We start from the raw sequence: 22,958 nt of genomic DNA, 5'->3' as shown, positions 1-22,958 counted from the left end.
ATTTAAGAAATACAAAGGGGGAACTTCACATGAACCGGTGGACGGGGAAGGCTTCAAGCTTGGACGAATGGCTGCAGCTGCTCACGCAGCAACCGGAAATCATGGATAATGTGACGCATTGGCATACCATACCGCCCAAGGAAGCGCGGTCGACTGCCATGCCGGCGGATATTCATCCCAAGCTTGCGGAAGCGCTGGGCGGGCGGGGGATCAGCCAGCTGTTTGTTCATCAGGCCGAGGCGTACCATGCGGTGCGCGATGGTCAGAATGTCGTTACGGTCACGCCGACGGCATCCGGCAAGACCTTATGCTATAACCTGCCGGTGCTGCAGTCGCTGCTTGAGAATGACAGCGGCAGAGCGCTGTACCTGTTCCCGACAAAGGCCCTGGCGCAGGATCAGGTAGCGGAGCTTCAGGAGCTGGCAGCGGCGATGGATGTGGATTTGAAGACACATACCTATGATGGCGATACGCCGCCGACTGTCAGACAGGTCATTCGCAACGCCGGACATATCGTGGTCACGAATCCGGATATGCTTCATTCGGCCATACTGCCTCATCATACCAAATGGGTGAAATTGTTTGAAAATGTCAAATACATTGTAATAGATGAGCTGCATTCCTACCGCGGTGTATTCGGAAGCCATGTATCGAATGTTATCCGCCGATTGAAGCGGATATGCCGGTTTTATGGCTCAAATCCGCAGTTTATCTGCGCTTCGGCGACGATCGATAACCCTGGTGAGCATGCCGAGCGGCTGATCGGGGAGCGTGTGCGGCTGGTTAACAATAACGGTGCGCCGATGGGGGAAAAGCATTTCATCTGCTACAATCCGCCTATCGTGAATAAACAGCTTGGCATCCGCCGCAGCAGCGTACTGGAATCGCGCAAGCTGGCCGCATCATTGCTGCGTCAGGGTGTGCAGACCATCGTGTTTGCGCGCAGCCGGGTAAGAGTCGAGCTTCTGCTGACATATTTGCAGGAACTCGTAAAGGATGAGCTCGGCCCCAAGACCATCAGAGGATATCGCGGAGGCTATTTGCCCAAGCTCAGGAGAGAGATCGAGCACGGGCTGCGCAGCGGCGAGATCCGCGGCGTTGTCAGCACCAACGCACTGGAGCTTGGCATCGACATCGGGCAGCTGCAGGCCTGTGTCATGAACGGCTATCCCGGGACAATCGCCAGTACATGGCAGCAATCCGGCCGCGCAGGCAGACGGCAGGGCACATCGGTAACCTTCCTCGTGGCAAGCAGCAATCCGCTGGATCAATATATGATTCAGAATCCGGATTTTTTCTTCAACCGGCCGCCGGAGCGGGCACTCATTCATCCCGATAACTTATTGATATTGATTGATCATGTCAAATGCGCCGCCTATGAGCTTCCATTCGAAGCCGGCGAGAAATTCGGGGAAGAGCCGCTCGAGCATATGCTTGAATTTCTGACGGAGGAGAAGGTGCTGCACCGGGTGAGGGACCGGTGGTACTGGATGGAGCAGTCATTCCCGGCACATGGCATATCGCTCCGGTCAGCGGCGCAGGAGAATTTTATCATTATCGATATGACCAATGGCAGCCGCGTGCTTGGCGAGGTGGATCGTTTCAGTGCGCCTACGCTTATTCATGAGGAAGCCATATACATTCATGAGGGTGTCCAGTACCAGGTAGAGAAGCTCGATTATCCGGAGAAGAAGGCTTTTGTACGCGAAATTGATGTCGACTATTATACCGATGCCAATATGGCGGTGGAGCTGAAGGTGCTCCATGTTGACAAAGAGCGCCAAAGCGGAGAGCTGCTGCGCCAGTACGGGGAGGTTACGATCAACGCCAAAGCGACCATATTCAAAAAAATCCGTCTGCGCACCCATGAGAACATCGGCTCAGGACCGATCCATCTGCCAGAGGAGGAGCTTCATACGAGCGGATACTGGTTCTCCTTCAGTGAAGAAGCGGCTGCTCGCAAGAGCAGCAATGACATGCAGCAGGCACTGCTGGGCCTTGCCAATGTGCTGGTCCATTTGGCTCCGCTATATCTGATGTGCGACCCGCTCGATATTCGCGTTGTGCCGCAGGTCAAGGCCGTACATACCAAAAGACCCACTATCTATTTCTATGACCGCTATCCCGGCGGTATCGGGCTGAGCGAGCGATTGTATGAGGTTCATGACGAACTGCTCCAGCATGCCAAGTCGCTTATCCGCTCCTGTACCTGTATTAGCGGCTGTCCAGCCTGCGTTGGACCGATCGAGGAGGTCGGCTTGCTCGGCAAATCGCTGGCGCTGGATTTGATTGAAGAAACGGGAGTCCGCTCATGAGCGGACTTCGGGATCGGATCATGCGGCTTAGAGGCACCGCTGCAGCCGGAGCTTCGATTGCCGGCGGCGATGAAGCGGGCGCCGTCTCATCTGAAGAAAATAATCGGGAAATAGCGGCTGAATTATGGGAACAAGCACACACGGCGCAGCCGGATTCGACTACCATCCATCAAGGGAAATTAGACGAGCAGTCTTCTGCGTCTGATGACGATTCCCTCGATACCGATTCGCTTTCGGGCAATTGGGATGGCATGAGTGTCGTGCTTCAGGAGTCATCAGAGGGTTTCTTCCTGATCCGCAAGGTCCGTTACCCCCTATCCCATCGTCATGGTTTGCACCATTTATCGGAGCTTCAGGACACGGCTGCAGGTCTGAGTGCTTTTGAGCGGCTGGCTGATAGTGTGAAAGTCAAGCGGGAATCAAGGGCTGCAGCGAAGGCCGGCAAGCCAGGGACGACACTGCTTGGCAGCGCAGAGCCGTCTTTGGTAGATCCGGAGAGACTCCTGTTTCTTGATCTGGAGACAACCGGGCTTGGAGTCGGAACGGGGAATGTGCCTTTTATGGTTGGGCTCGGGTATATGGAAGCGGAAGGTTATGTCGTTGAGCAAATGCTGATTCGCCATCCTGCCGAAGAGCGGGCGATGCTGGCCTATTTGCAGGAGCTGCTGCCGCGCTTTACCCATCTGGTCACCTACAACGGGCGGACGTTCGACTGGCCTGTGCTGCAGAACAGATTTATTCTGAACGGTTACCGGCAATTCAAGTGGGAGCCTGTGCATATCGATTTGCTCCACCCGTCGCGGAGCATCTGGCGCAACACCCTGGTATCTTGCAGGCTGAGCCATGTCGAAGAAGAGCGGCTCGGCATACAACGGACAGACGATGTTCCAGGCTCTCTGGCCCCGACGATTTATTTTCAATTCCTCGCCGATGCCGATCCGCAGCCTCTGCTTGGCGTATTCCTTCATAATGAATCGGATATGCTTTCCCTGACCTGTCTCGCCATTCGTTTCGGCCATCTCCTGGAAGGCCGGATCGGAACATACGTCGTACATCCAACAGAGCCGGAGGAGATTCTCCGAACGGGCTTGTGGCTGGAGAAAATGGGAGCTTTGCAGCATGCCGAAGCGCTGTATGTCCGGCTTTCTGAGGAATCGCATACTCCGGCATCCTGTCTGTGCATGCTGGCAGAGCGTGACAAGAAATGTGGAAATTGGCCGCGTGCTGTGTTATTGTGGCAGAAGGCTGTACAAGGGGCCCGGCGCTCCGATTGGCCGGATTGGAATGCCCATATCGAGCTTGCCATGTACTTTGAACATAAGACCAGGCAGCTTGAAGAAGCGCTGATTTTGGCCGAAGAGGCTTTATCGCTGGTTCAGCACCGGTATTCGGGGCTGCGGTTGGACGCGAAACGCCGCGCCGAGATCGACAATATCCGCAAACGTATTGAACGGCTCAGGCATAAGACAGGGAGGCTTTACGGATGAAAGAACTGCGATTCGCCATACTTGGCTTTGGAAATATCGCAAAAACGCATATGACCGCACTTCGTGCGATGCCTATAATCAAGAACCCGCCGCTGATACCGGTGCTCGATACACTGGTAACCAGACGTCCTGATCTCCACCGTGCCCAGGCGCAAGCCATTGGCTTCCGCCATGTGACTGCATCCTCTGTCGAGGCGGCGGCTGACGATGGAGTGGACATCTTCGATATTTGTACGCCCAATGCGAACCATTACGACGATGTTTTGACTGCGCTCAAAGGCGGCAAATCCATCTACTGCGAGAAACCGGTAACAGAATCCTACAGCCGGTCCCAGGCTCTCCTCGCTGAAGTGCAAGGGAAGCCGGATCTCAGCCAGCAGCTCGCCTTTACCTTCCGCTACCATCCTGCCGTCATGCGGATCAAGCGCTGGCTGTCGGAGGAGATTATCGGCAATGTGCTGCAATGCAAAATATCCTACCGCCGCTCGGGCTATCTGAATCCGGAGCGCCCTGTAAGCTGGCGTCTGCAGAGCGGTATGTCCGGCGGCGGCGCCATCAGCGATCTTGGCGTTCATGTGATTGATTTGCTGCATCACTGGTTTGGCAAGCTTACGGATGTAAGCGGCCGAACGAATACCTATGTTCAGAAGCGTCCAAGCGCCGATACCGGCGAAATTGTGAACGTGGATGTGGATGACTGGGCCATGATGACGTATTCGACTGCCTCGGGCGTGATCGGAACGGCGGAGGTATCGCGCATTGCTCTTGGATCCGATGCCTATGATATTCAGATCGTCGGCACGAGAGGTTCCATCACCTGCGATCTGGAACGCGATTCCGTCCCCGTCGTCCATTTGCTCAGCGGCAGCCGTTCCGCTTTGCCTGCGCCTGATTCCTTAAGCTTGCTTCCGGATGAAAAAGCGACCATGGGCTTCTCGGTTGATACCCATTTTGCCGCGCTTCATCACTTTATCCGGCGTTATGCCGGAGAGGATAACTGGAATGGTCTGGCTCCGACGATTGAGGATGGCGTACGTGCGGAATACTGGATAGATCGGGTACTTGCCGAGAATAAGGGGTTGACCTGAATGCCCGGCGCGGTAAGCTCCATGCGGGGTTTTCTGATTGATTTGGACGGGACCCTTTATAACGGTCAGAAAATGATTGAAGGCGCTGATGCGCTCATTCGCATGCTGCGCGACAATCAGGTTCCCTATCTGTTTGTGACCAACAATTCAACAGCGGCACCAGATGTAATTGCCAGCCGTCTGACCGGCATGGGAATTCCTGCAGAACCCTCCGATGTATGCACCTCCGCTCAGGCGGCTGCATCTTATATTGCGGAGCGGCAGCAGGGCGCGCGCGTATTTGTGCTTGGAGAAGAAGGTCTGCAGTCGGCTGCTGCCGAGGCAGGTCTGCAGGTGGTGGAGGAGAATCCGGATTTTGTGGTTCAGGGAATCGACCGCCAGCTTACTTATGCCCGCTTGTCTGCGGCTGTCCGTCATATCCGCGGCGGAGCCGGCTATGTGCTGACTAATCCGGATGTGCTGCTTCCTTCTGACGGCGAGCTGCTGCCGGGGGCCGGCACGATCGCAGCGATGCTGAGAACTGCGACAGGAATCGAGCCGGTGCTTATTGGCAAGCCGTCCGGTGTATTAATGAATGTGGCGTTGGAGCGCTTGGCGCTTTCAGCCGGAGAGACCTGGGTGATTGGAGATAACCCGGCGACGGATATCGCGGCTGGCCATGCGGCCGGCTGTCCGACCATACTGGTGCTGACCGGACTTGCCACTCAGGAGAATTACGCTGCGCTTCTGCAAGCAGCCGGCTGCGAGGCTGGTGCTGTAATTGAAGACTTACATACCCTAATAGCTTACATCGCAGACAAATTACAATCCTAAAGCACCGCATATGAGAAAGGAAGAGAACCCGATGCCTGAATGGCCGGAAATGGAAACCTATCGCAAGATGCTGGCTGAGCGCATTTCGGGGCAGCCGATTATAAAAGTTGAAGTTACCCGCGAGAAATCAATCAATGTGCCCGTTGAGGTTTTTACTCAGGAGCTGGTTGGCGCAACGGTGCTGTTTGTCGAGCGCAGGGGCAAAATGCTCCTGTTTCATCTGGACAACGGCAAGCGGCTGCTGCTTCATTTGATGCTGGGGGGCCTGATTCATTTTGGACCGCCGGCAGAGCGTCCGGACCGCAGTGTCCAGGTGGCGCTTGAATTTCCGAATGGAGAATTATGTTTTATCGGTCTCCGGCTCGGTTATATCCACCTCTACAAGGTCAAGGAAGTGGAAGCTCATCTGGCCAAATTAGGACCCGACCCGCTGGATAAACGATTGACGCTCGAGCAGTTCAAGAAACGTTTTGCCGGAAAAAGAGGATCGCTGAAGACCGCACTTGTGAATCAGCAGGTCGTCTCCGGTATTGGCAATTGCTATGCCGACGAAATCGTATTCGATGCCGCTGTCCGTCCAGATGCCCACATATCCGATCTGGAGCCGGCAACCTGGGAGAATCTGTACCATTCCATGCATAAAGTGCTGCTGAATGCAGCCTCCCTCGGCGGATATATGGAAATGCCATTGACGGCTGACGATACATTGACCGGCGGCTACAACGACCACTGCCTTGTGTATGATCGTGGCGGGGAGCCGTGCGTTCGGTGCGATGGGACGATTGAGCAGGGAGAGATCAACTCCCGCAAAATGTTTTATTGCCCATCCTGCCAAAAGGACCGGTAAGCCTATGCTCGCCGGTTCTCATGTGTCGACAAGAGGCGGTTACCTTGAAGCGGCCAAGCGCGCGGCAGCGCTGGGGGCCAATGCCTTTCAATATTTTCCAAAAAACCCGAGAAGCTTGAGCATCAAGGCATTTGATGCCAGCGATGGCGCACGCTGTTCGGAATTTTGCCTGAAGCAGGGGATCGTCTCCATTGGCCATACTCCTTATCCCACGAATGTGGCAGCGGAGAGCGAGGACCAGCGTAAGCGTACGGTCCTGTCGCTGCTGAATGACCTGGACATTGCGGAGGCGTGCGGATCGCTTGGCGTGGTGGTTCATTTTGGCGTATATAAGGGCAAAGACCCTCTGGAAGGGTACCGCAATGCCGTTCATACATTAAGCAGCGTAACGACGCAATGGAGCGGCCGTGCCAAGCTGCTCATCGAGAATCAGGCGGGCGACCATACGTTTATGGGAACAACGATTGAGGAGCTTGCCCAGGTGCGAAGCTTATGTGCCGACAAGGAGAAAATCGGCTTTTGCCTCGATACCTGTCATTTGTTTGCGAGCGGAGTGTGGAATGGAAGCCCAGATGCGCCATGGATGGAGAAGGCGGAGGAGCTTGGTGTTCTCCCGGATCTGATTGCCATCCATTTGAATGATTCGGTATACCCTTCCGGCGAGAAGCGTGATCGCCATGCCGTTATCGGCGAAGGGTACATCGCCGAAGCAGGCTTCAGATGGCTGCTCAACCACCCTGCACTTGCACAGATCCCCTTTATTTTGGAGACGCCGTCTGGCGCGGACGGTACACACAAGGAACAGCTCAAGCTTGTTCGGAGTATGGGAGGAAGCCGATGATTAATGTGTATCTCGATGATTACCGGGCTTGTCCGGCGGGCTTCACACTTGTCAAAAATGCCGAGGATTGCAAGCAGCTTCTGGGGCATGAAGAAGTGAATATTCTATCGCTTGACTACGATCTGGGATGGGGTCAGCCCACAGGCCTTGAAGTAGCCAGGTACATCGTGGAGAGCGGCCGATACCCGCTTACGATTTATTTTCATACATCCAGTCCCGCAGGCCGAGCGCAGATGATGGAATTACTGCTTCAGCATGCGCCATCCCATATTGTAATTCATAATGGACCAATGCTGGTGTAATAACAGGGGGAATACGAAATGATTCATTTGAATGAAATAACACTGCGCCGTGAAGAGCGTGATATCTTGACCGGTGTTAATTTACATATGGAGAAAGGCCAGCACTGGGTTATTCTGGGGCGCAATGGCTCGGGCAAAACGACACTGATGGAAATGATGACTGGTTATATGTTTCCATCCTCCGGTACGGTCGATGTGCTGGGCAACCGTTACGGCGCTTGCGACGTGCGTGAGGTGCGCAAGGAAATCGGATATATCAGCCAATCCGTTATCGAGAAGCTTTCACTAACCGATCCGGTTTGGGAAATTGTTGCAACAGGAGAATACGCATTTTTGCGTTTCTATCAGGCTATTGATGAGGAAGTCCGCCTGAAGGCGATACGCCTCGTTGAAGAAGTAGGGCTCGGCCATATGGCCTATCAGCCGCTTGGAACGCTATCACAAGGGGAACGCAAAAAAATACTCCTTGCGCGGTCTCTGATGTCGAATCCCAAGCTTCTCATTATGGACGAGCCATGTGCGGGTCTTGATCTGCATGAACGGGAGAAGCTTCTGGTTGATCTGGGCAGATTGAGCGACCGGGGGTTGATGGTGGTTTATGTGACCCATCATCTGGAGGAGATTATCCCGTTGTTCACCCATGTTGCCCTTCTGCATGAAGGACGGCTGACGGCAGCGGGTCCCAAAGAACAGGTGTTGAGTGCGGAGGCGCTTAGTCAAGCTTATGACTGGCCGGTTGAAGTGGAGTGGGTAGATGGCAGGCCGTGGATTCGGGCTGTCGCAAGGCAGGGAGGAATGGAGCGTTGACGCAGTGGATCGGAACGGCTAATCATGGCTTTGCCAGTTATGCAATGGAAGAGCTGCGGCGTTTATTTGATGGGATTAAATTTACCCAGCTGGCTGCCGGGGAGATTTTTCGCATGGAGCTCCCGCAAAGCCGTGAAGAGGTATTGGCCGTATTGCAAGCAAAGGAGCCGATTTTCCTGCGCCATATCCAGCCGATCGATCGTGCGCTTCCCATTTATGGGAATGCCGATGATCTGGAGGCTCTGTCCGATCTGGTGCGCAGTGCGCGCATTCGTTGTGAAGGCCGCTCGGCTGCCGTGCATCTGAGGCGTGCCGAGCGTACGCCTTTTATTTATTCGGCAGCCGATACGAAGGCTGTGCTGGATGCGGTGCTGACTGAGCTTGGCAGCGAGCCGGCAATGCAGTCGCCGGATTTGATTCTTTCCATTTATGCGGGTCCAGAGGAGTTCTATGTCGGCTGGGGCACACCCGAGGAGCAGCTGTCGGACTGGCCGGGCGGAGCGGTCCGATTTCAGCGTGAAGATGGCCAGATCTCCAGGGCAAAGTTCAAGCTGCTGGAAGCGGAGCGGACCTTCAAGCTTGATTTTGCCGAATATGGCGAAGCGCTCGACATCGGTGCGGCCCCCGGAGGGTGGACCCATTTGCTGCTTGACCGCGGTCTTCGTGTCACTTCTGTCGATCCCGCCGATCTGCATCCTTCACTGGCCAGCTATCACCGGCTGACCTATTTGAAGAAAAATGCTTCGGATGTGAAGTTCAACCCGGAAACATTTGATTTGCTGGTCTGCGACATGAGCTGGAGCCCCATGCAAATGGCGAAGCTGGTGCTGGAGCAGATCGATGCCCTTTCACCTGGTGCAACAGCGATCATTACCCTCAAGCTGATGCACAAAAAACCGCTTCAAACGATCCGTGACGTTATTGCCAAGCTGGTGTCCGCATTCGTGCTGATCAAAGCAAAACAATTGTTTCACAACCGTGATGAAATTACGTTATACTTGATTAAACGGTAAACAAACCTATAGGCTAATGTTTGGGAAAGCATCCCGATCGTACAGACCAAGAGTCTGTATGTTCGGGGTGCTTTTTTTGATCTTATATCAATAAAGTTTGCTCCTGTAGATGTCTATAAGGTCCAATGGGAGAAGCTTTGCTTTTGCCGCCAGGGGATGGAGGCAGCTGTTTCTTCCTGTTTTCTTGTTTTTAGTAAGGTGGGGTTGTATAAATGACAGGAACGGGAGGACCGGAAGATGGACATGGAAGGGAATTACGGGTATGAAATTGGAGCTGTAATCGGGGAGCGGTATCGGATTGCAGGATTGATCGGCCAGGGCGGGATGGGGGAGGTATATGCGGCAGAGGATCTCCGGCTGCAGGGAAAGCTACGCGCCCTGAAAGTGAATAAGCCTCCTACTGCGGATGGTTTGTACAGCGCTGAAGAGGCTGCCTTATTGATGAGGCTCAATCATCCGAGACTTCCGCTGATCGTCGATTATTACCCTCCTGATGGTGAGGGGAGGGAAATACTGGTCATGGATTATATTGACGGCGATACGCTGCAATCGCGTTTAAGAAGCAGCAGAACGGGGATTATGTCTGAAGAAGATGCGCTCGAGACAGGCATTCAGCTTAGTGACGCCCTTCATTATCTGCATATGCAAAATCCGCCTATTATTCACCGCGACCTCAAGCCGACCAATGTGATGCTTGACCATAGCGGATACGTGCGTCTGATTGATTTCGGAATCGCCAGAAGGTATAAATCCGGACAGGAGCACGACACAGTCAAGCTGGGAACGCCTGGCTTCGCAGCTCCGGAGCAGGAAGGGGAGAGACAAAGCGATGCGCGAACGGATGTGTTCGGGCTTGGAGCGCTGCTGTTCTATCTTCTCAGCGGAGGGACAAAACTGAAAAGCAGCGGAATGACGGGAAGCGGTATGCTTGCGCATATCTCAGCTTCGGTCCGGGGTGTGATCGGTCAGATGGTCGATCCGCGGCCCAAATGCCGTTATCCCTCCATGCTCGAAGCTAGGAGCGCAATGGAAGACTGCCTGAAGAACGGCAGGGCCGGCGCGCAGGCCATAAGTAATCATGGACCGTCTGCTCGCGCTGGACAGCGGTATAGTCTTAAAGTAGACAAAGCTGTCCTGCATATTACCGTTGCCTCGTTGTCACCCGGTGCCGGATCCACCTTCACCTCCATCACGCTTGCCCGTTTGTTGCAGCAGCATGGTATAGACTGTGCGGCGGTGGAGCATCCGCTGCTTGAGCCTGAATGGCATGCCTTGTTGAATTTGGAGGCAGCCTCATCCATCCCCGATTCGGACAGGCCGCTGGATTCACGCTTTACGCGGACGTGCACAAGCAGCGAGAATCATATCGTCTGGCACACGCTTCTTCCTGAGCTTCCCCGGGAGAGTGCGGATCATGCGCTGAAATACAGATTGATGATGGAATCTCTCAACCAGTCAGTGGTCATAACCGATGTATCCAGCAAATGGACTGAGCGGGAAGCGGAGGAGCAGCTTCTGAGCGCCGATATATTATTGTTCGTGGTAGACCCTCTTCCCTTCAAATGGACGCCTTCGCGGATTAAGGCGGCTCAAGTCCTTTGCTTCGAGCGCGATAAGCTGGGTCTTGCGACGAAGTGGATCGCCAACAAGGATATGAAATTCAATTACCGCACAGAGTGGCTGTCGATGATTCCAGGCAAGCCTGCAATATCCATCCCGCTGCTGCCTGCTGAAGCATGGGCAGAGCTGATGTGGAGCGGTGGGTGGGCAACCGCCCGCTTGTCCTGGATGAAAGCGCTTGAGAAGGCCTTTCAGCCCTTTATAAGCAACCTTTTTGCTTGAAGTTGACACAATTGACAAGCTCCTGTGATACAATGGTACGCGAGCGGTATGGATATTCTGCCGGTTAACGCACTAATGCCGCAATTTGGCTCAGTGCTTATTTCTACGGATGCGGGAAGCATGCCGATCGTTAAACGACCATACAGAAACGGAGCACATGAACATGAGTTTACTGACAGTTGAAGATTTATCCCATAATTTTGGTGACCGCACCTTATTCAGAAACGTTTCCTTCCGTCTGCTCGCAGGAGAGCATGTCGGACTTGTCGGCGCCAATGGTACCGGCAAATCAACCATGATGAATATTTTGACAGGCAAGCTGCTGAAGGATAGCGGCAAAGTGGAATGGACACCGCGTGTGCGTTACGGCTACCTGGATCAGCACACCCAGCTGACGCCGGGCAAAACCATTCGCGATGTGCTGAAGGATGCATATCTCCCGCTGCTGGAGCTCGAGAAGGAGCTCAATGAAATCGCCGCTCAAATGGCGGACGCGGATGCGGACAAATTGGAAGAGCTGCTTGTCCGGATGGGCGAGATTCAGGAGGAGCTGGAAATCGGCGATTTCTACCTGCTGGATGTCAAGGTGGAGGAGATGGCAAATGGTCTGGGGCTGAATGCCATAGGTCTGGATCGCGACGTCTCCTCATTAAGCGGGGGCCAGCGTACGAAGGTGCTTCTTGCCAAGCTGCTGCTGGAGAAACCGACGGTCTTATTATTGGATGAGCCTACGAACTATTTGGACGAAGAGCATATTACCTGGTTGACGAATTATTTGAAGAACTACCCGTACGCCTTTGTGCTCATATCCCACGAAACGGGCTTTATGAATGAAGTCGTCAATATCATTTACCATCTTGAGTTTGCCAAGCTCACCCGCTACACGGCGAACTACGAGAAGTTTCTGCAGATGGCGGACCTGAATAAAGCGCAGCATATAGATGCTTATGAGAAGCAGCAGGAATACATCAAGAAGCAGGAAGATTTCATTCAACGCAATAAAGCGCGCGCTTCGACAAGCGGACGGGCCAAAAGCCGCGAGAAGCAGCTTGACCGCATAGACCGGATCGACCGTCCGGATGAAGCCATGAAACCGACCTTCAGCTTCAAGGAATCCCGTTCAAGCGGCAAAACCGTATTTGAGGCGACAGGACTTGCCATCGGATACTCCAAGCCGCTGCTGCCGGAGATGAACATGCTGATTGAGCGAGGAGACAAGATTGCGATTGTCGGCTGCAACGGTGTCGGCAAATCCACGCTCCTCAAGACGATACTTGGGGTCATTCCACCGCTTGACGGGAAGACCTACCGCGGGGATTTCCTGTTTCCCGCTTATTTTGAACAGGAGGCCAAAGCGCCTAGCCTGACTCCGCTGGATGATGTCTGGAACGAGTTCTCCCATATGACCCAGAGCGAAGTGCGGGGCGCGCTGGCCCGCTGCGGACTGAAGAATGAGCATATTACACGGGCGCTGAGTCATCTTAGCGGCGGCGAGCAGGCGAAAGTCCGCCTGTGCAAGCTGATGATGCGTGAGAGCAACTGGATTGCATTTGATGAGCCGACCAACCATTTGGACGTAGTAGCCAAAGAAGAGCTCAAACGGGCCCTTAAAGCATTCAAAGGCACGATCATCCTGGTCTCTCATGAGCCGGAATTCTATGAGGATTGGGTCACAAAGGTGTGGGATGTCGAGGCATGGTCCATGCAGAGCAGCAGTCAACGATAATTTTCTAATATCCACAATTTGATGATGATAAATCAATTCTGGGGACCTTCCATTCCAGGAAGCTCTCCGGCCGGCGATGCTGTTCGCTGCATATACAAGTTAACTGCTGCTTGCGGTCACCATGGACTCCCACTTGCATTCAACGCTTTGCTTCATTATGATAGGGGAAATAATGGCCTCTAATTGATCGCAAAGAAGTAGGAGGACAACCAGATGAACGAACGCATCCTTGTTATAGAAGATGAAGATGGCATCGCCCGCATTCTGCAGCTTGAGCTTGAGCACGAAGGCTATTCCGTAGGGCGTGCCGCAGACGGCAGGAGCGGAATAACACAAGCGGAATCGAATGAGTGGGACCTGGTCCTGCTGGATGTCATGCTGCCGGAGCTCAACGGCATTGAGGTATTGCGCCGTCTGCGGAACGCGGGCAATCCGATACCGATCATCCTGCTGACCGCACGTGACACGATACCGGATAAGGTCAGCGGCTTCGAGCATGGCGCCAATGACTATATTACGAAGCCGTTTGCAATGGAGGAATTGCTTGCGCGGGTTCGTAATTTGCTTCGCATATTTCAACAGCAGCCGAAGGAGACGGAAAGTCCGGATATTCTCAAGACTGCGGATCTTTCCATTGAGCTGCGCTCCAGGAAGGTCTTCCGCAAAGATATCCCGATTGAACTGACGCCGCGGGAGTTCGAGCTGCTCGTTTATTTGGCCGAGCATAAGAATGAAGAGAAATCGCGGGAGGACATCCTGTCCGAGGTTTGGGGATATGATTTCATCGGAGAGACCAACCTTGTCGACGTGTATATCCGATATCTGCGCCAGAAAATCGATAAAGGCTACCGGCATAAGCTGATTCATACAGTCCGCGGGGTAGGTTATATGCTTAAGGAGCCGGACGCATGACCTTACGGAGAAGGTTCACATTTTTTACGATTTTCTGGTTAATCTTCATTCTGATTTTGTTTAACATTTTCGTCTATCTGTTTGTGATCAAGATATCGATGCGCAGTGAAGATCAGCTGCTGACGAACAAAGTGAATATTCTGCTGGAGGACAAGCGGATCAACGACCCGCTGAGACTGAAGGAATATGATCTGCTGCGGGACTATTACAATGTGAGCGAATTGATCCGCATTGTCGACCCGCAGGGCAAGGTCATTAATGTACAGGGCTCCGACCCGCAGCTTTTAGATTTGAAGCCGGTGTTTACCACACAGCATGACACCGGCATGATTTTTATCGATGGGCGCAGAGCGCTGTATATGAAGGTTCCGCTTTACCAGGAGTCTCAGGTGATCGGGACACTCGAGCTTTACCGCAAGCTTACTTTGTTGGACAGCTACCTGCAGGTTCTGGTTATCGCACTTTCGATTACCAGCATCGGTGCGGTTTTGTTTGCTATATTGGGGACCTACTGGTTTACCTCCAGGCTGACTTCGCCGATCCAGCATATGGTCCAAACGATGCGTGAGATCGACCGCAGCGGCAAGCTTCGTCTGATTGAACTGAATCAGAAGGATCAATCGGCGGAGCTGCTGCAGCTTGCCAGAGCCTTTAACCAGATGATTAACCGGCTGGACCGGACCTTCGAGCATCAGAAGCAGTTTGTAGCGGATGCCTCCCATGAATTGAAAACCCCGATTACGGTGATCAGCAGCTATGCAAACATGCTGAAGCGGTGGGGAAGGGACGACGAGAAAATCCGCGACGAAGCGATTGAAGCGATCAGCAAAGAATCCCAGCGGCTGCAAAACCTGACAAAATCCATGCTGATGCTGGCACAGGCGGAGCAGGAGGCTTGGCTGAACATGGAGACCTTCAATGTGGTCCAGTTGGCCGATGAAACGGCCGATATGCTGTATATGACCTTCCAGCGCCTGATACGCGTGCATTCGCCCAAGCCGGAGCTTAGGATTACTGCGGATAAGGAGAAAGTCCGTCAGCTGATGGTCATCCTGCTGGACAATGCCATCAAGTACAGCAAAGAGCCGATAGACATAACCTTCACGTTAACCAAATCCTCCGTCCGCATCGCGGTTTCCGACAAAGGGATCGGTATACCCGAGGAAGAAATGCCATATTTATTTGAACGCTTCTTCCGGGTTGATGGAGCAAGAAGCCGTTCCACCGGCGGAGTCGGACTCGGGCTATCCATTGCCAAGCGGATTGTAGAGCTGCACGACGGTCAAATCGACGTCTCCAGCAAGCATGAGCAGGGGACCACGATTACCATTATATTACCGCAAAAAAAATAAGCCGGTCTTTAAGCGACAACCGCTTCGCAGGTTCAATGTCTTGAATGCGAAGCCGTTCCCGTTTTGACCGGCATTATTTTTCACATGTACGTACTGCAGCAGAGCTAAAGAACGCGTCTAGCGGTTACATAATGGGAGTTCCAGTAGGAATTGCTGAGACTTGTAAATTTCACGCCTCCGGTGCCGTATGTATGAAGTACTTTGTTGTTGCCGGCGTATATAGCCGCATGTCCCACTTTTTTACCGGAGCTTGGAGTGGAGAAGAAAACAAGATCGCCAACTTTCAAGTTCTTGCGCGCAACATACGTTCCTTTTTTGGATTGGGCCGATGAAGTGCGGGGCAGTGTAATGCCGACTTTCTTGAATACATATTGGGTGAAGGATGAACAATCGAATGCAGTGCTGATTCCGCTGGCAGCGCCAAGTTTATATTTGACGCCCAAGTAATTGTCGCCCAATTTGATTACTTTGCTTCCGGTGGAAGCCGTTGCCGCCTCTGCTTTGGGGACATGGCCCGCTGCCAGAGAAGAAATACCTATAACTGCACTGATACCTACTACAGCCAATTTGCGAAAAAGAATAGCTTTTATCATTTTGTTGGTTGCACCTCTCGAATCTCTCTGGTTGAAAGTCACTTGCTTACTATAGCAGATGAAAAACATCTCAATTTTTACCATTGAGAGAAAAAGGATAGAGTTACCAAAGGTTGCAGTGAATTTATTAAAAAATCATTAGAATTCCTTAATATATATGGGGGAGAGGCCATGTATAAAGAATTGATCGTATTTGCTTCGGGGCGTCCGGTAAAAGTCGTGATCCGCAATTATACGCTGGATGACACAGACGGCATGATCGCTATCCAGAAGGCTTGTTTTCCTCCTCCGTTTCCTTCGGACCTGTGGTGGAATGAAGAGCAGCTTAGAGAGCATGTAACTCGTTTTCCCGAAGGAGCGATATGTGCGGAGGCGGACGGCCAGTTAATCGGTTCAATGACCTCGCTGCTGCTTCAGGACGCATCCTTGTCAGACAGGCACAGCTGGGAGTCCATCACGGACAGCGGCTACATTCGCAACCATGACTCTTCTGGCGATACCCTGTATGTGGTTGATCTAGGAGTTATTCCTAACTATAGAAAAACAGGGATAGGCAAATGGCTGATGCAGTCTCTTTATGAGGTTGTCGTTCATTTGAAGTTGAAAAGGCTGCTGGGCGGCGGCCGCATGCCTGGCTATCATGTGGTGTCCGCTGAGAAGTCCGCTGAACAATATTTGACAGATGTGGCAGCGGGCGTTCGCAGTGATCCTGTGATTTCCTTCCTGCTGCGCTGCGGACGTCTTCCTGTGGGCATCATGGAGAATTACCTCGAGGATGAGGAATCCTGCCATTATGCAGCGCTTATGGAGTGGCGTAATCCGTTCATGTCCCATAAATCTTGAAGAATGGAGTGATCGTAAATGGACTATGTTCGCGTGCAATCAATCAAAGATCCGTTATTTGTTAAGATGCATCAGCTCATGCAGGTGGTGTTCCCGCCGGAAGAGGTCTACGCTTTTGAAAAATGGGAGGGACCGCTTCAGGATGGCGGCATTCACGTGTATGTCGCCGTAGACAGTGAAGATGTGGTAGGAGCTACCGAGTACCGTTATTATCCCGATATGCGCGTTGCGATGACGGACTTTACGATCATTGGTCGGGCGAATCTGGGGATTGGCCGTTTTCTGCTGCGCAGCCGGGAGAAGCATATTGCCCAGCTTGCCAGGGAGAGCGGCACAGAGCCGATCGGGATGTTCGCCGAAATTTACAATCCGCAGACTGTAGACTATCATTTTGGCGGCGTAGCGCCGATGAATCCGCATATTCGCCGCGAAGTACTCTCACATATCGGTTACAAGAGGCTTGATTTCTCTTATCTCCATCCTTCCTGGCAGGAGAACGGGGAAGCGGTTGGCGGATTGGATCTTTGTTTTTTGCCAAAAGACGAGGATTTGAGCGTTCTAGCTTCTTCGTTGGTCGCTGATTTTCTCACCACTTATTATTCCGCGCTTCCGGATAAACCGGACTCTTGGCATGAAATGATTGAAGGCCTTAAGAAGCATGAAACCATTGCCCTGAAAGTATTCTGATCCCAAACGAACCATCGGTCTTAAGTAAGCTAACGCTCCAGCAGTGACTAAGGAGGAAACGATCGTTGTCTACAACCATTACTTTCTGGGGGACGGGGGATTCCATGGGTGTCCCTCGCGTATATTGCAGCTGTGAGGTGTGTGAGGAAGCCCGCCGGGAGGGTGGACTCAATCGCAGATATCGTTCTCTTGTCCATCTGGATGACTCTGAATACGGCACGATGCTGATTGACTGCGGACCGGATTGGCGGGCCCAGATGGAATCGGCCGGCTTGAAGCGCATAGACCGCATTCTGATTACGCATGCTCATTTCGACCATATCGGCGGTTTAGCGGAATGGGCGGACATGTGCCGATGGTTAAACTATCGCGGAGAAGCTTATGCAATGCCGGAAGTGATTGCCGAGATCAATCAGCGTTTCCCCTGGATTCATCGTAATATAGATTTCCGGCCGATTACGGCACGGCTCCAATTCGGCTCCTGGGATGTGGACTGCTGGAAAATCAATCATGGCAAAAATGGCTACGCCTATGCCTTCCGGTTCACGCATGGAAGAAGCGGAACGTCCTGGGCCTATTGCTCGGATGCCATCGCTCTTACAGATGAACAGGTCATACCGCTGCAAAATCTGGATCTGCTGGTCCTGGGAACAAGCTTTTATCACGAGCCCTTTCCGTTTGATTCGAGGTCGGTCTATGATGTGACGGAAGCACTTGAGCTTGTAAGGGATTGGAAAGCGAAGCAGGCGATTTTCACCCATATGTCACATGATATTGATTTAAGGCGTGACTATGGCCTGCCTGATCACGTTTCCTATGCCACTACCGGGCTCAAATTGACGCTGCAGGGATAGGCTTATGCGCTTGACGGACACATTTCTGGAAGTTATGATAAAGCTAATCTCAAATAGCAGGGGGAAATTTTAATGACGGTCGGGATTCTTAACTCGTAATTGGATATTGATACCTCACACTGCAACCGTTAGCAATCGTGTATTCGATTACTCGGTTGCAGTAACTGCAACCGTTAGCAATCGTATATTCGATTGCTTGGTTAGCAGTAGCTGTAACTGTTAGCAATGACAGATGAAATTGCTCAGTTATCAGTTAGTAAGCTTTGAGCATGAATGGGCGTGCCGGATCAAAAGGCAGGTTTGTTCGTTCTTGAATGCTTGTTTAGTGGGGTATCGCCATGAGTTAAGAACATGACGATTTCCGCCTGCTTAAACGGCGAATCAGCGTGCTCTTTATGAGCACGCTTTTTCATTGTCACGATAAGCTTAAGCTGATGCTCCTGTTTCCAGTGATGCAGCAGGAAGCCAGGAGGGCTTGCTTTATTCGTACAGCCGTTCAACACAAACAGGAATGGAACGCGGATGCGTTCTGTTCCTGTTTTTTTGTCCACATTTTCACACTAGCCAATAGGAGGTATCCTGAAATGATGAACGAGACGAGTATGAACAAACTGGAATTCAACAAAATGAAAGACAAATTGATCAACTACACAGTATCCGATTCGGGGAGGGAGCTTGCACAGCGTCATATTCCTAGCACAAATCCTGCTCAGGTCCGGTCGTGGCTTCGCGAGACGGAGGAAGCAGCAGGACTGCTTGCTGCAGGAGCGAGCGTTCCACTCTCGGCCATGGAGGGAATGGTGATGTTCATGGCTTTGCTGGGGAAAGGCAAGATCTACTCCGAGCTTGAGCTGGGGCAGCTGGCGCTGTGGCTTACGGCAGTCTCCCAGATGAAAAGGTACATGGATGCCAAGCGTGATGCCGCACCGACAATTAGCGGTTATGCCGACTCCATGCATGACTGTCCTGAGCTTCGCAAGGAGCTGGAGCGATGCATCAGGCATGGATTGCTGACAGATCAGGCAAGTCCGGGACTTGCCGATATCCGCCGGCATCTGGAGGCTGCGGAAGAGCGGACCCGCCGCAAGCTGGACCATTCCCTGGGCAAATATAAGAACGCTCTGCAGGAGCAGATCGTGAGCAAGCGCAACGGCCATTATGTCATTGCGGTCAAGCGGGATTTGCGCAAGCAGGTGCCTGGAACGGTGTGGGATGAATCCGCAAGCGGTCAGACACTTTTTGTCGAACCGGTTGACGTGGCGGATCTGCAGGCGGAGTGGCAAATGTGGAAGAGTGCGGAGGAGCGCGAGCGGACGGTGATATTATCCGGACTATCGGAGCTGGCCGAACAGGAGACGGACCGCTTGCGGTGGAATGTCGAGGCCATGGCGTCGCTTGATTTTATTTTCGCCAGGGCAAAGCTGTCGCGGTCATATGAAGGCGTTGCGCCAGCGCTCACGGATCGGCCTTCCGTCAAGCTGACAGATGCCAAACATCCTCTGCTCGGAACGGATTGTATTCCGCTGAACGTGGAGATTGGCAGGGATTTCAGACAGCTCATCATCACTGGGCCGAATACAGGAGGCAAGACGGTTACGCTTAAGACGATCGGGCTGCTCACATTGATGGTCCAGGCAGGCTTAATGATTCCGGCCGGTAAGGGCTGCGAATTTGGCGTCTTTGCTCATATCATGGCCGATGTGGGCGATGGACAAAGTATAGAGCAGTCGCTCAGCACCTTCTCCGCCCATATGGAAAGCCTGCGCGAAATGCTCATGACCGCAAACGGGCGTACACTGATCCTCCTCGATGAGCTGGCTGCCGGCACTAACCCGGATGAAGGGATCGCGTTATCCATTGCCGTATTGGAGGAATTTCTGGCCAAGCATTCACTGGTTGCCGCAACGACGCATTTCAATGAAATCAAGCGTTTTGCCTCCCGCACCCAAGGCTGTACCAATGCACGGATGGCATTCGATGCGAATACACTAAAGCCGCTGTATAATCTCGAGATTGGGGAGGCGGGCGACAGCTATGCGTTTGCCATAGCCAGACGATATGGCCTGCCGGAGCGGGTGGTGAGCAGGGCTGAAGAGAGAGCCGCCGCCTATCGGACGGGAATGGTTCAGCATTCGGAATCAGCAGATATGGAAATCAAAGAAGAAGCAAAAACGGAGGTGCCAGACTTTTTCCCTGTCATTGAGCCCAAGAAGAGCGCCTCAAACGAAATAAATGCCGGCGAGGACGCCAAGCAGCCATTTGCAGTAGGAGACTGCGTTTGGATCAGCCCTTTGAAGCGAACAGGGATTGTCTACAAGCCGGCTGATGAGCGCGGAGACGTAGTGGTTCAGGTGCAGAAGAATAAATTGACCTTTAATCACAAACGATTATCTTTATATATATCCGGGAATCAGCTCTATCCGGGCAGTGAATATGATATGGATATTGTGTTTGATTCCAAGGAAAACCGTAAAACGAGAAAAACCATGAGCCGCAAATATGTCCCCGGACTGAAGATCGTGACTCCTCCAGATGAACCAATGTCGTAAGCATTTGCGCGCCGTTCTCAGTCACTGCTTTCGATAACGAGCAGCAGCCCTTCTCTGATCCGTATGACGGCCTGCTCGCCGGTCATGGCATTGCTGATTCCAAGCGACTGTCCAATTTCCAGGGTTGCTTCATGAAGCGGATATTGGAAGCCGGTCAGCGTGATGCCTGTTACCTCAGCGGTGAGCGGGAGCAGGGACACATACGGATATTCCTTGGCCAGTATTATCTTCTCATCTGAGGTTAAAGAAATACGATTGTGTTTATCAATAATGACAGCGTCTATATTCGCACTGTGGGCCAAGCGCAGAAGATGGACATTGGCAAGGGTATGGTCAAAACGGGTCCCGAGCGCGCCAAGCAAAATAATCTGTCGGGGACGCTTGCTTACCGCAAGATTCCAGGCGAGCTCGGTATCCGTATAATTTTTGTCGATGGGGTCGTATGGCAGGGTTTCGCCGCTCTCAGCCTGAATCCTCTCCAGCTGCTCTGCGGTGACGGAGTCAAAATCGCCCAGTGAAATATTGGGTTTTATCCCATATGTAATGAGAAAAAGCGCACCGGCATCGGCGCCAATGATATAATCATTATGCTGGATATGGTCAAGCGCCCACAAGTCAAGGGTGCCTCCGGTGAAGATAAGAATGCGATTAATTTGCACGGCAATGGATCGTTCCTCTCCAAAATAATTCTTTTGTCAGTATACCCGGGCTGCACCAAGATTGACCAGTATTAAAAATATCAAATGGCTATTGCCGATTGAGCTGACCGCGGATAAAATGAGAGAGGATTAAAACGAGTCACTCCTGGCGAAGAGGCATTCGCTTTGGTGAATGCTTTGGCTGCCGTGTTGGCAATCGGAGGCAGTATGACGTGAATTATCAACTCAACATGGACATTTTCACAGTGTTCAGCATTATCGGTACGATCGCGTTTGCAGTCAGCGGAGCCATTGTGGCCATGGAAGAGGAATACGACATCCTGGGCGTCTATGTGCTTGGCTTGGTCACCGCATTTGGCGGAGGCGTCATCCGGAATTTGCTCATTGATGTGCCGGTAACGATGCTGTGGACACAGGGAATGCTGCTGAAAACGGCTGTCATAGCCATGACCATCGCTTTTATTCTGCCCGTCAAATGGATCAAGCACTGGAAACGCAGCGAAGCGTTTTTCGATGCGATCGGGCTGTCGGCCTTCGCCATTCAAGGGGCGCTGTACGCTACCGGGAAGCATCCACTCAGTGCGGTAATCGTAGCCGCCATGCTTACGGGAATTGGCGGCGGGATGATCCGCGATGTGCTTGCCGGCCGGAAGCCGCTTGTGCTCAGAGATGAAATTTATGCGGTATGGGCTATGGCGGCAGGAGCGGCAATTGGACTGGGCTGGTTTACTACCACTCTGGATCTGCTGTTTCTTTTCGTGATCGTGATTGTTTTCAGAATGTTATCGGTACACTACAGATGGAGACTTCCGCGCCGGTCACTGAAATTTGTACTGGCTCAATCTGTTTACGCTGAGGAGCTTCAGGAAGAACGGGCCGCAGAAGCAAAGGACAACAAGGAGAAAGAAGGTCATCTATGATTTCCGTATTATTCGTATGTTTAGGCAATATATGCCGGTCGCCCATGGCAGAAGCCGTTTTTCGCCATCAATTGGTTCAGGCTGGGCTGGAAGGTGTTATCGCCGTTGATTCCGCAGGTACCGGAGACTGGCATTTGGGAAAACCCCCTCACGAGGGAACAAGGGGGCTATTGGACCGGTATGGGATCTCATACGAAGGCATTCGCGCAAGGCAGGTAAGACTGGATGATTACAGCAATAATGATTATATCGTATGCATGGACAATAATAATGAGCGCGATGTGAGACAATTATTCGGAAGCAGATCGGATGGCCACTCCAAGGTGTTCAAATTTATGGATCTGCTGCCGGACCGCAAAACATGCGATGTTCCGGATCCGTACTATACAGGTAATTTTGATGAGGTTTATGAGCTGGTTGCGCTGGGCTGCGCCCGCCTGCTGGAGCGGATAAAGGAAGAAAAGTTAACGCAGGTGTAAAAAAGACCGCAGCTGTTGTCCGATGTACA

Annotated in this window: 22 protein-coding genes; 19 read left to right on the top strand and 3 right to left on the bottom strand. The window is 52.5% G+C overall.

Features of this window, described 5'->3' with window-relative positions; all coding sequences use genetic code 11:
* Positions 1–29: 29 nt before the first annotated feature.
* From AC0YOA_RS14470 to AC0YOA_RS14410, 13 genes are all read left to right on the top strand, one after another.
* A complete protein-coding gene (locus AC0YOA_RS14470) occupies positions 30–2,315 on the top strand; it encodes a DEAD/DEAH box helicase (RefSeq protein ID WP_475787174.1) in 2,286 nt (761 codons plus the stop codon).
* Positions 2,312–3,802, top strand: coding sequence for a ribonuclease H-like domain-containing protein (locus tag AC0YOA_RS14465; RefSeq protein ID WP_475787173.1), 1,491 nt, complete (start codon positions 2,312–2,314; stop codon positions 3,800–3,802). Before AC0YOA_RS14470 ends, AC0YOA_RS14465 begins: the two co-directional genes overlap by 4 nt.
* Positions 3,799–4,890, top strand: a complete 1,092-nt coding sequence (locus AC0YOA_RS14460; protein WP_475787172.1) for a Gfo/Idh/MocA family protein — start codon at positions 3,799–3,801, stop codon at positions 4,888–4,890. The genes AC0YOA_RS14465 and AC0YOA_RS14460 overlap by 4 nt, the downstream gene beginning before the upstream one ends.
* The gene (locus AC0YOA_RS14455) at positions 4,891–5,703 is read left to right on the top strand and encodes a TIGR01457 family HAD-type hydrolase (RefSeq protein ID WP_475787171.1); all 813 of its coding nucleotides are present in this window, start codon (positions 4,891–4,893) and stop codon (positions 5,701–5,703) included.
* Positions 5,704–5,734: 31 nt separating this feature from the next.
* Positions 5,735–6,550: an Fpg/Nei family DNA glycosylase gene (locus AC0YOA_RS14450; protein ID WP_475787170.1), complete on the top strand. Its 816-nt coding sequence runs from the start codon at positions 5,735–5,737 to the stop codon at positions 6,548–6,550.
* 4 nt (positions 6,551–6,554) lie between these two features.
* Positions 6,555–7,391 carry a deoxyribonuclease IV gene (locus AC0YOA_RS14445; protein ID WP_475787169.1) on the top strand — a complete coding sequence of 279 codons (837 nt, stop codon included), beginning with the start codon at positions 6,555–6,557 and terminating at the stop codon, positions 7,389–7,391.
* On the top strand, positions 7,388–7,693 hold the full coding sequence (locus tag AC0YOA_RS14440; RefSeq protein ID WP_475787168.1) for a cyclic-phosphate processing receiver domain-containing protein: 306 nt from the start codon (positions 7,388–7,390) through the stop codon (positions 7,691–7,693). Before AC0YOA_RS14445 ends, AC0YOA_RS14440 begins: the two co-directional genes overlap by 4 nt.
* Positions 7,694–7,711: 18 nt before the next feature.
* Positions 7,712–8,500: an ABC transporter ATP-binding protein gene (locus AC0YOA_RS14435; RefSeq protein WP_475787167.1), complete on the top strand. Its 789-nt coding sequence runs from the start codon at positions 7,712–7,714 to the stop codon at positions 8,498–8,500.
* Positions 8,497–9,513, top strand: coding sequence for an SAM-dependent methyltransferase (locus AC0YOA_RS14430; protein WP_475787166.1), 1,017 nt, complete (start codon positions 8,497–8,499; stop codon positions 9,511–9,513). Before AC0YOA_RS14435 ends, AC0YOA_RS14430 begins: the two co-directional genes overlap by 4 nt.
* Before the next feature lie 237 nt (positions 9,514–9,750).
* Positions 9,751–11,355, top strand: a complete 1,605-nt coding sequence (locus AC0YOA_RS14425) for a serine/threonine protein kinase (protein ID WP_475787165.1) — start codon at positions 9,751–9,753, stop codon at positions 11,353–11,355.
* A gap of 163 nt (positions 11,356–11,518) precedes the next feature.
* A complete protein-coding gene (locus tag AC0YOA_RS14420) occupies positions 11,519–13,081 on the top strand; it encodes an ABC-F family ATP-binding cassette domain-containing protein (RefSeq protein ID WP_210040575.1) in 1,563 nt (520 codons plus the stop codon).
* Positions 13,082–13,294: 213 nt separating this feature from the next.
* Positions 13,295–13,993 (top strand): response regulator transcription factor, encoded by a 699-nt coding sequence (locus AC0YOA_RS14415; RefSeq protein WP_210040577.1) that lies wholly within the window; start codon positions 13,295–13,297, stop codon positions 13,991–13,993.
* Positions 13,990–15,345, top strand: coding sequence for a HAMP domain-containing sensor histidine kinase (locus AC0YOA_RS14410; protein ID WP_475770573.1), 1,356 nt, complete (start codon positions 13,990–13,992; stop codon positions 15,343–15,345). The genes AC0YOA_RS14415 and AC0YOA_RS14410 overlap by 4 nt, the downstream gene beginning before the upstream one ends.
* Before the next feature lie 104 nt (positions 15,346–15,449).
* On the opposite strand, the gene AC0YOA_RS14405 is transcribed toward AC0YOA_RS14410, so the two are convergent.
* Complete coding sequence (locus AC0YOA_RS14405; RefSeq protein ID WP_210040581.1) at positions 15,450–15,938, bottom strand: C40 family peptidase; 489 nt, start codon at positions 15,936–15,938, stop codon at positions 15,450–15,452.
* Positions 15,939–16,109: 171 nt separating this feature from the next.
* On the opposite strand from AC0YOA_RS14405, the gene AC0YOA_RS14400 reads away from it, so the two are divergent.
* The 3 genes from AC0YOA_RS14400 to AC0YOA_RS14390 all read left to right on the top strand — a co-directional run bounded on the left by AC0YOA_RS14400 (position 16,110) and on the right by AC0YOA_RS14390 (position 18,322).
* On the top strand, positions 16,110–16,781 hold the full coding sequence (locus AC0YOA_RS14400; protein ID WP_475787164.1) for a GNAT family N-acetyltransferase: 672 nt from the start codon (positions 16,110–16,112) through the stop codon (positions 16,779–16,781).
* Between the two features lie 18 nt (positions 16,782–16,799).
* Entirely contained in the window at positions 16,800–17,468 is a 669-nt protein-coding gene (locus tag AC0YOA_RS14395) for a GNAT family N-acetyltransferase (protein ID WP_475787163.1), read from the top strand.
* Between the two features lie 65 nt (positions 17,469–17,533).
* Positions 17,534–18,322, top strand: a complete 789-nt coding sequence (locus AC0YOA_RS14390; RefSeq protein WP_475787162.1) for an MBL fold metallo-hydrolase — start codon at positions 17,534–17,536, stop codon at positions 18,320–18,322.
* 287 nt (positions 18,323–18,609) lie between these two features.
* Here the strand turns inward: AC0YOA_RS14390 and AC0YOA_RS14385 are convergent, their stop codons facing one another.
* Positions 18,610–18,873, bottom strand: coding sequence for a hypothetical protein (locus AC0YOA_RS14385; RefSeq protein ID WP_475787161.1), 264 nt, complete (start codon positions 18,871–18,873; stop codon positions 18,610–18,612).
* Positions 18,874–18,906: 33 nt separating this feature from the next.
* Between AC0YOA_RS14385 and AC0YOA_RS14380 the strand changes: the two genes are divergently transcribed.
* Positions 18,907–20,871 carry an endonuclease MutS2 gene (locus AC0YOA_RS14380; RefSeq protein WP_475787160.1) on the top strand — a complete coding sequence of 655 codons (1,965 nt, stop codon included), beginning with the start codon at positions 18,907–18,909 and terminating at the stop codon, positions 20,869–20,871.
* Between the two features lie 17 nt (positions 20,872–20,888).
* Here the strand turns inward: AC0YOA_RS14380 and AC0YOA_RS14375 are convergent, their stop codons facing one another.
* Positions 20,889–21,530: a thiamine diphosphokinase gene (locus tag AC0YOA_RS14375; RefSeq protein ID WP_475787159.1), complete on the bottom strand. Its 642-nt coding sequence runs from the start codon at positions 21,528–21,530 to the stop codon at positions 20,889–20,891.
* Between the two features lie 230 nt (positions 21,531–21,760).
* On the opposite strand from AC0YOA_RS14375, the gene AC0YOA_RS14370 reads away from it, so the two are divergent.
* The gene (locus tag AC0YOA_RS14370; protein WP_210041007.1) at positions 21,761–22,450 is read left to right on the top strand and encodes a trimeric intracellular cation channel family protein; all 690 of its coding nucleotides are present in this window, start codon (positions 21,761–21,763) and stop codon (positions 22,448–22,450) included.
* Positions 22,447–22,929: a low molecular weight protein-tyrosine-phosphatase gene (locus AC0YOA_RS14365; RefSeq protein ID WP_210040591.1), complete on the top strand. Its 483-nt coding sequence runs from the start codon at positions 22,447–22,449 to the stop codon at positions 22,927–22,929. The genes AC0YOA_RS14370 and AC0YOA_RS14365 overlap by 4 nt, the downstream gene beginning before the upstream one ends.
* The last annotated feature ends 29 nt before the right edge of the window (positions 22,930–22,958 follow it).

The organism is Paenibacillus sp. JT22N12 (assembly GCF_056269365.1).
The sequence above is the reverse complement of the archived record's forward strand: the minus strand, read 5'-3'. Positions and strand labels throughout refer to the sequence as shown.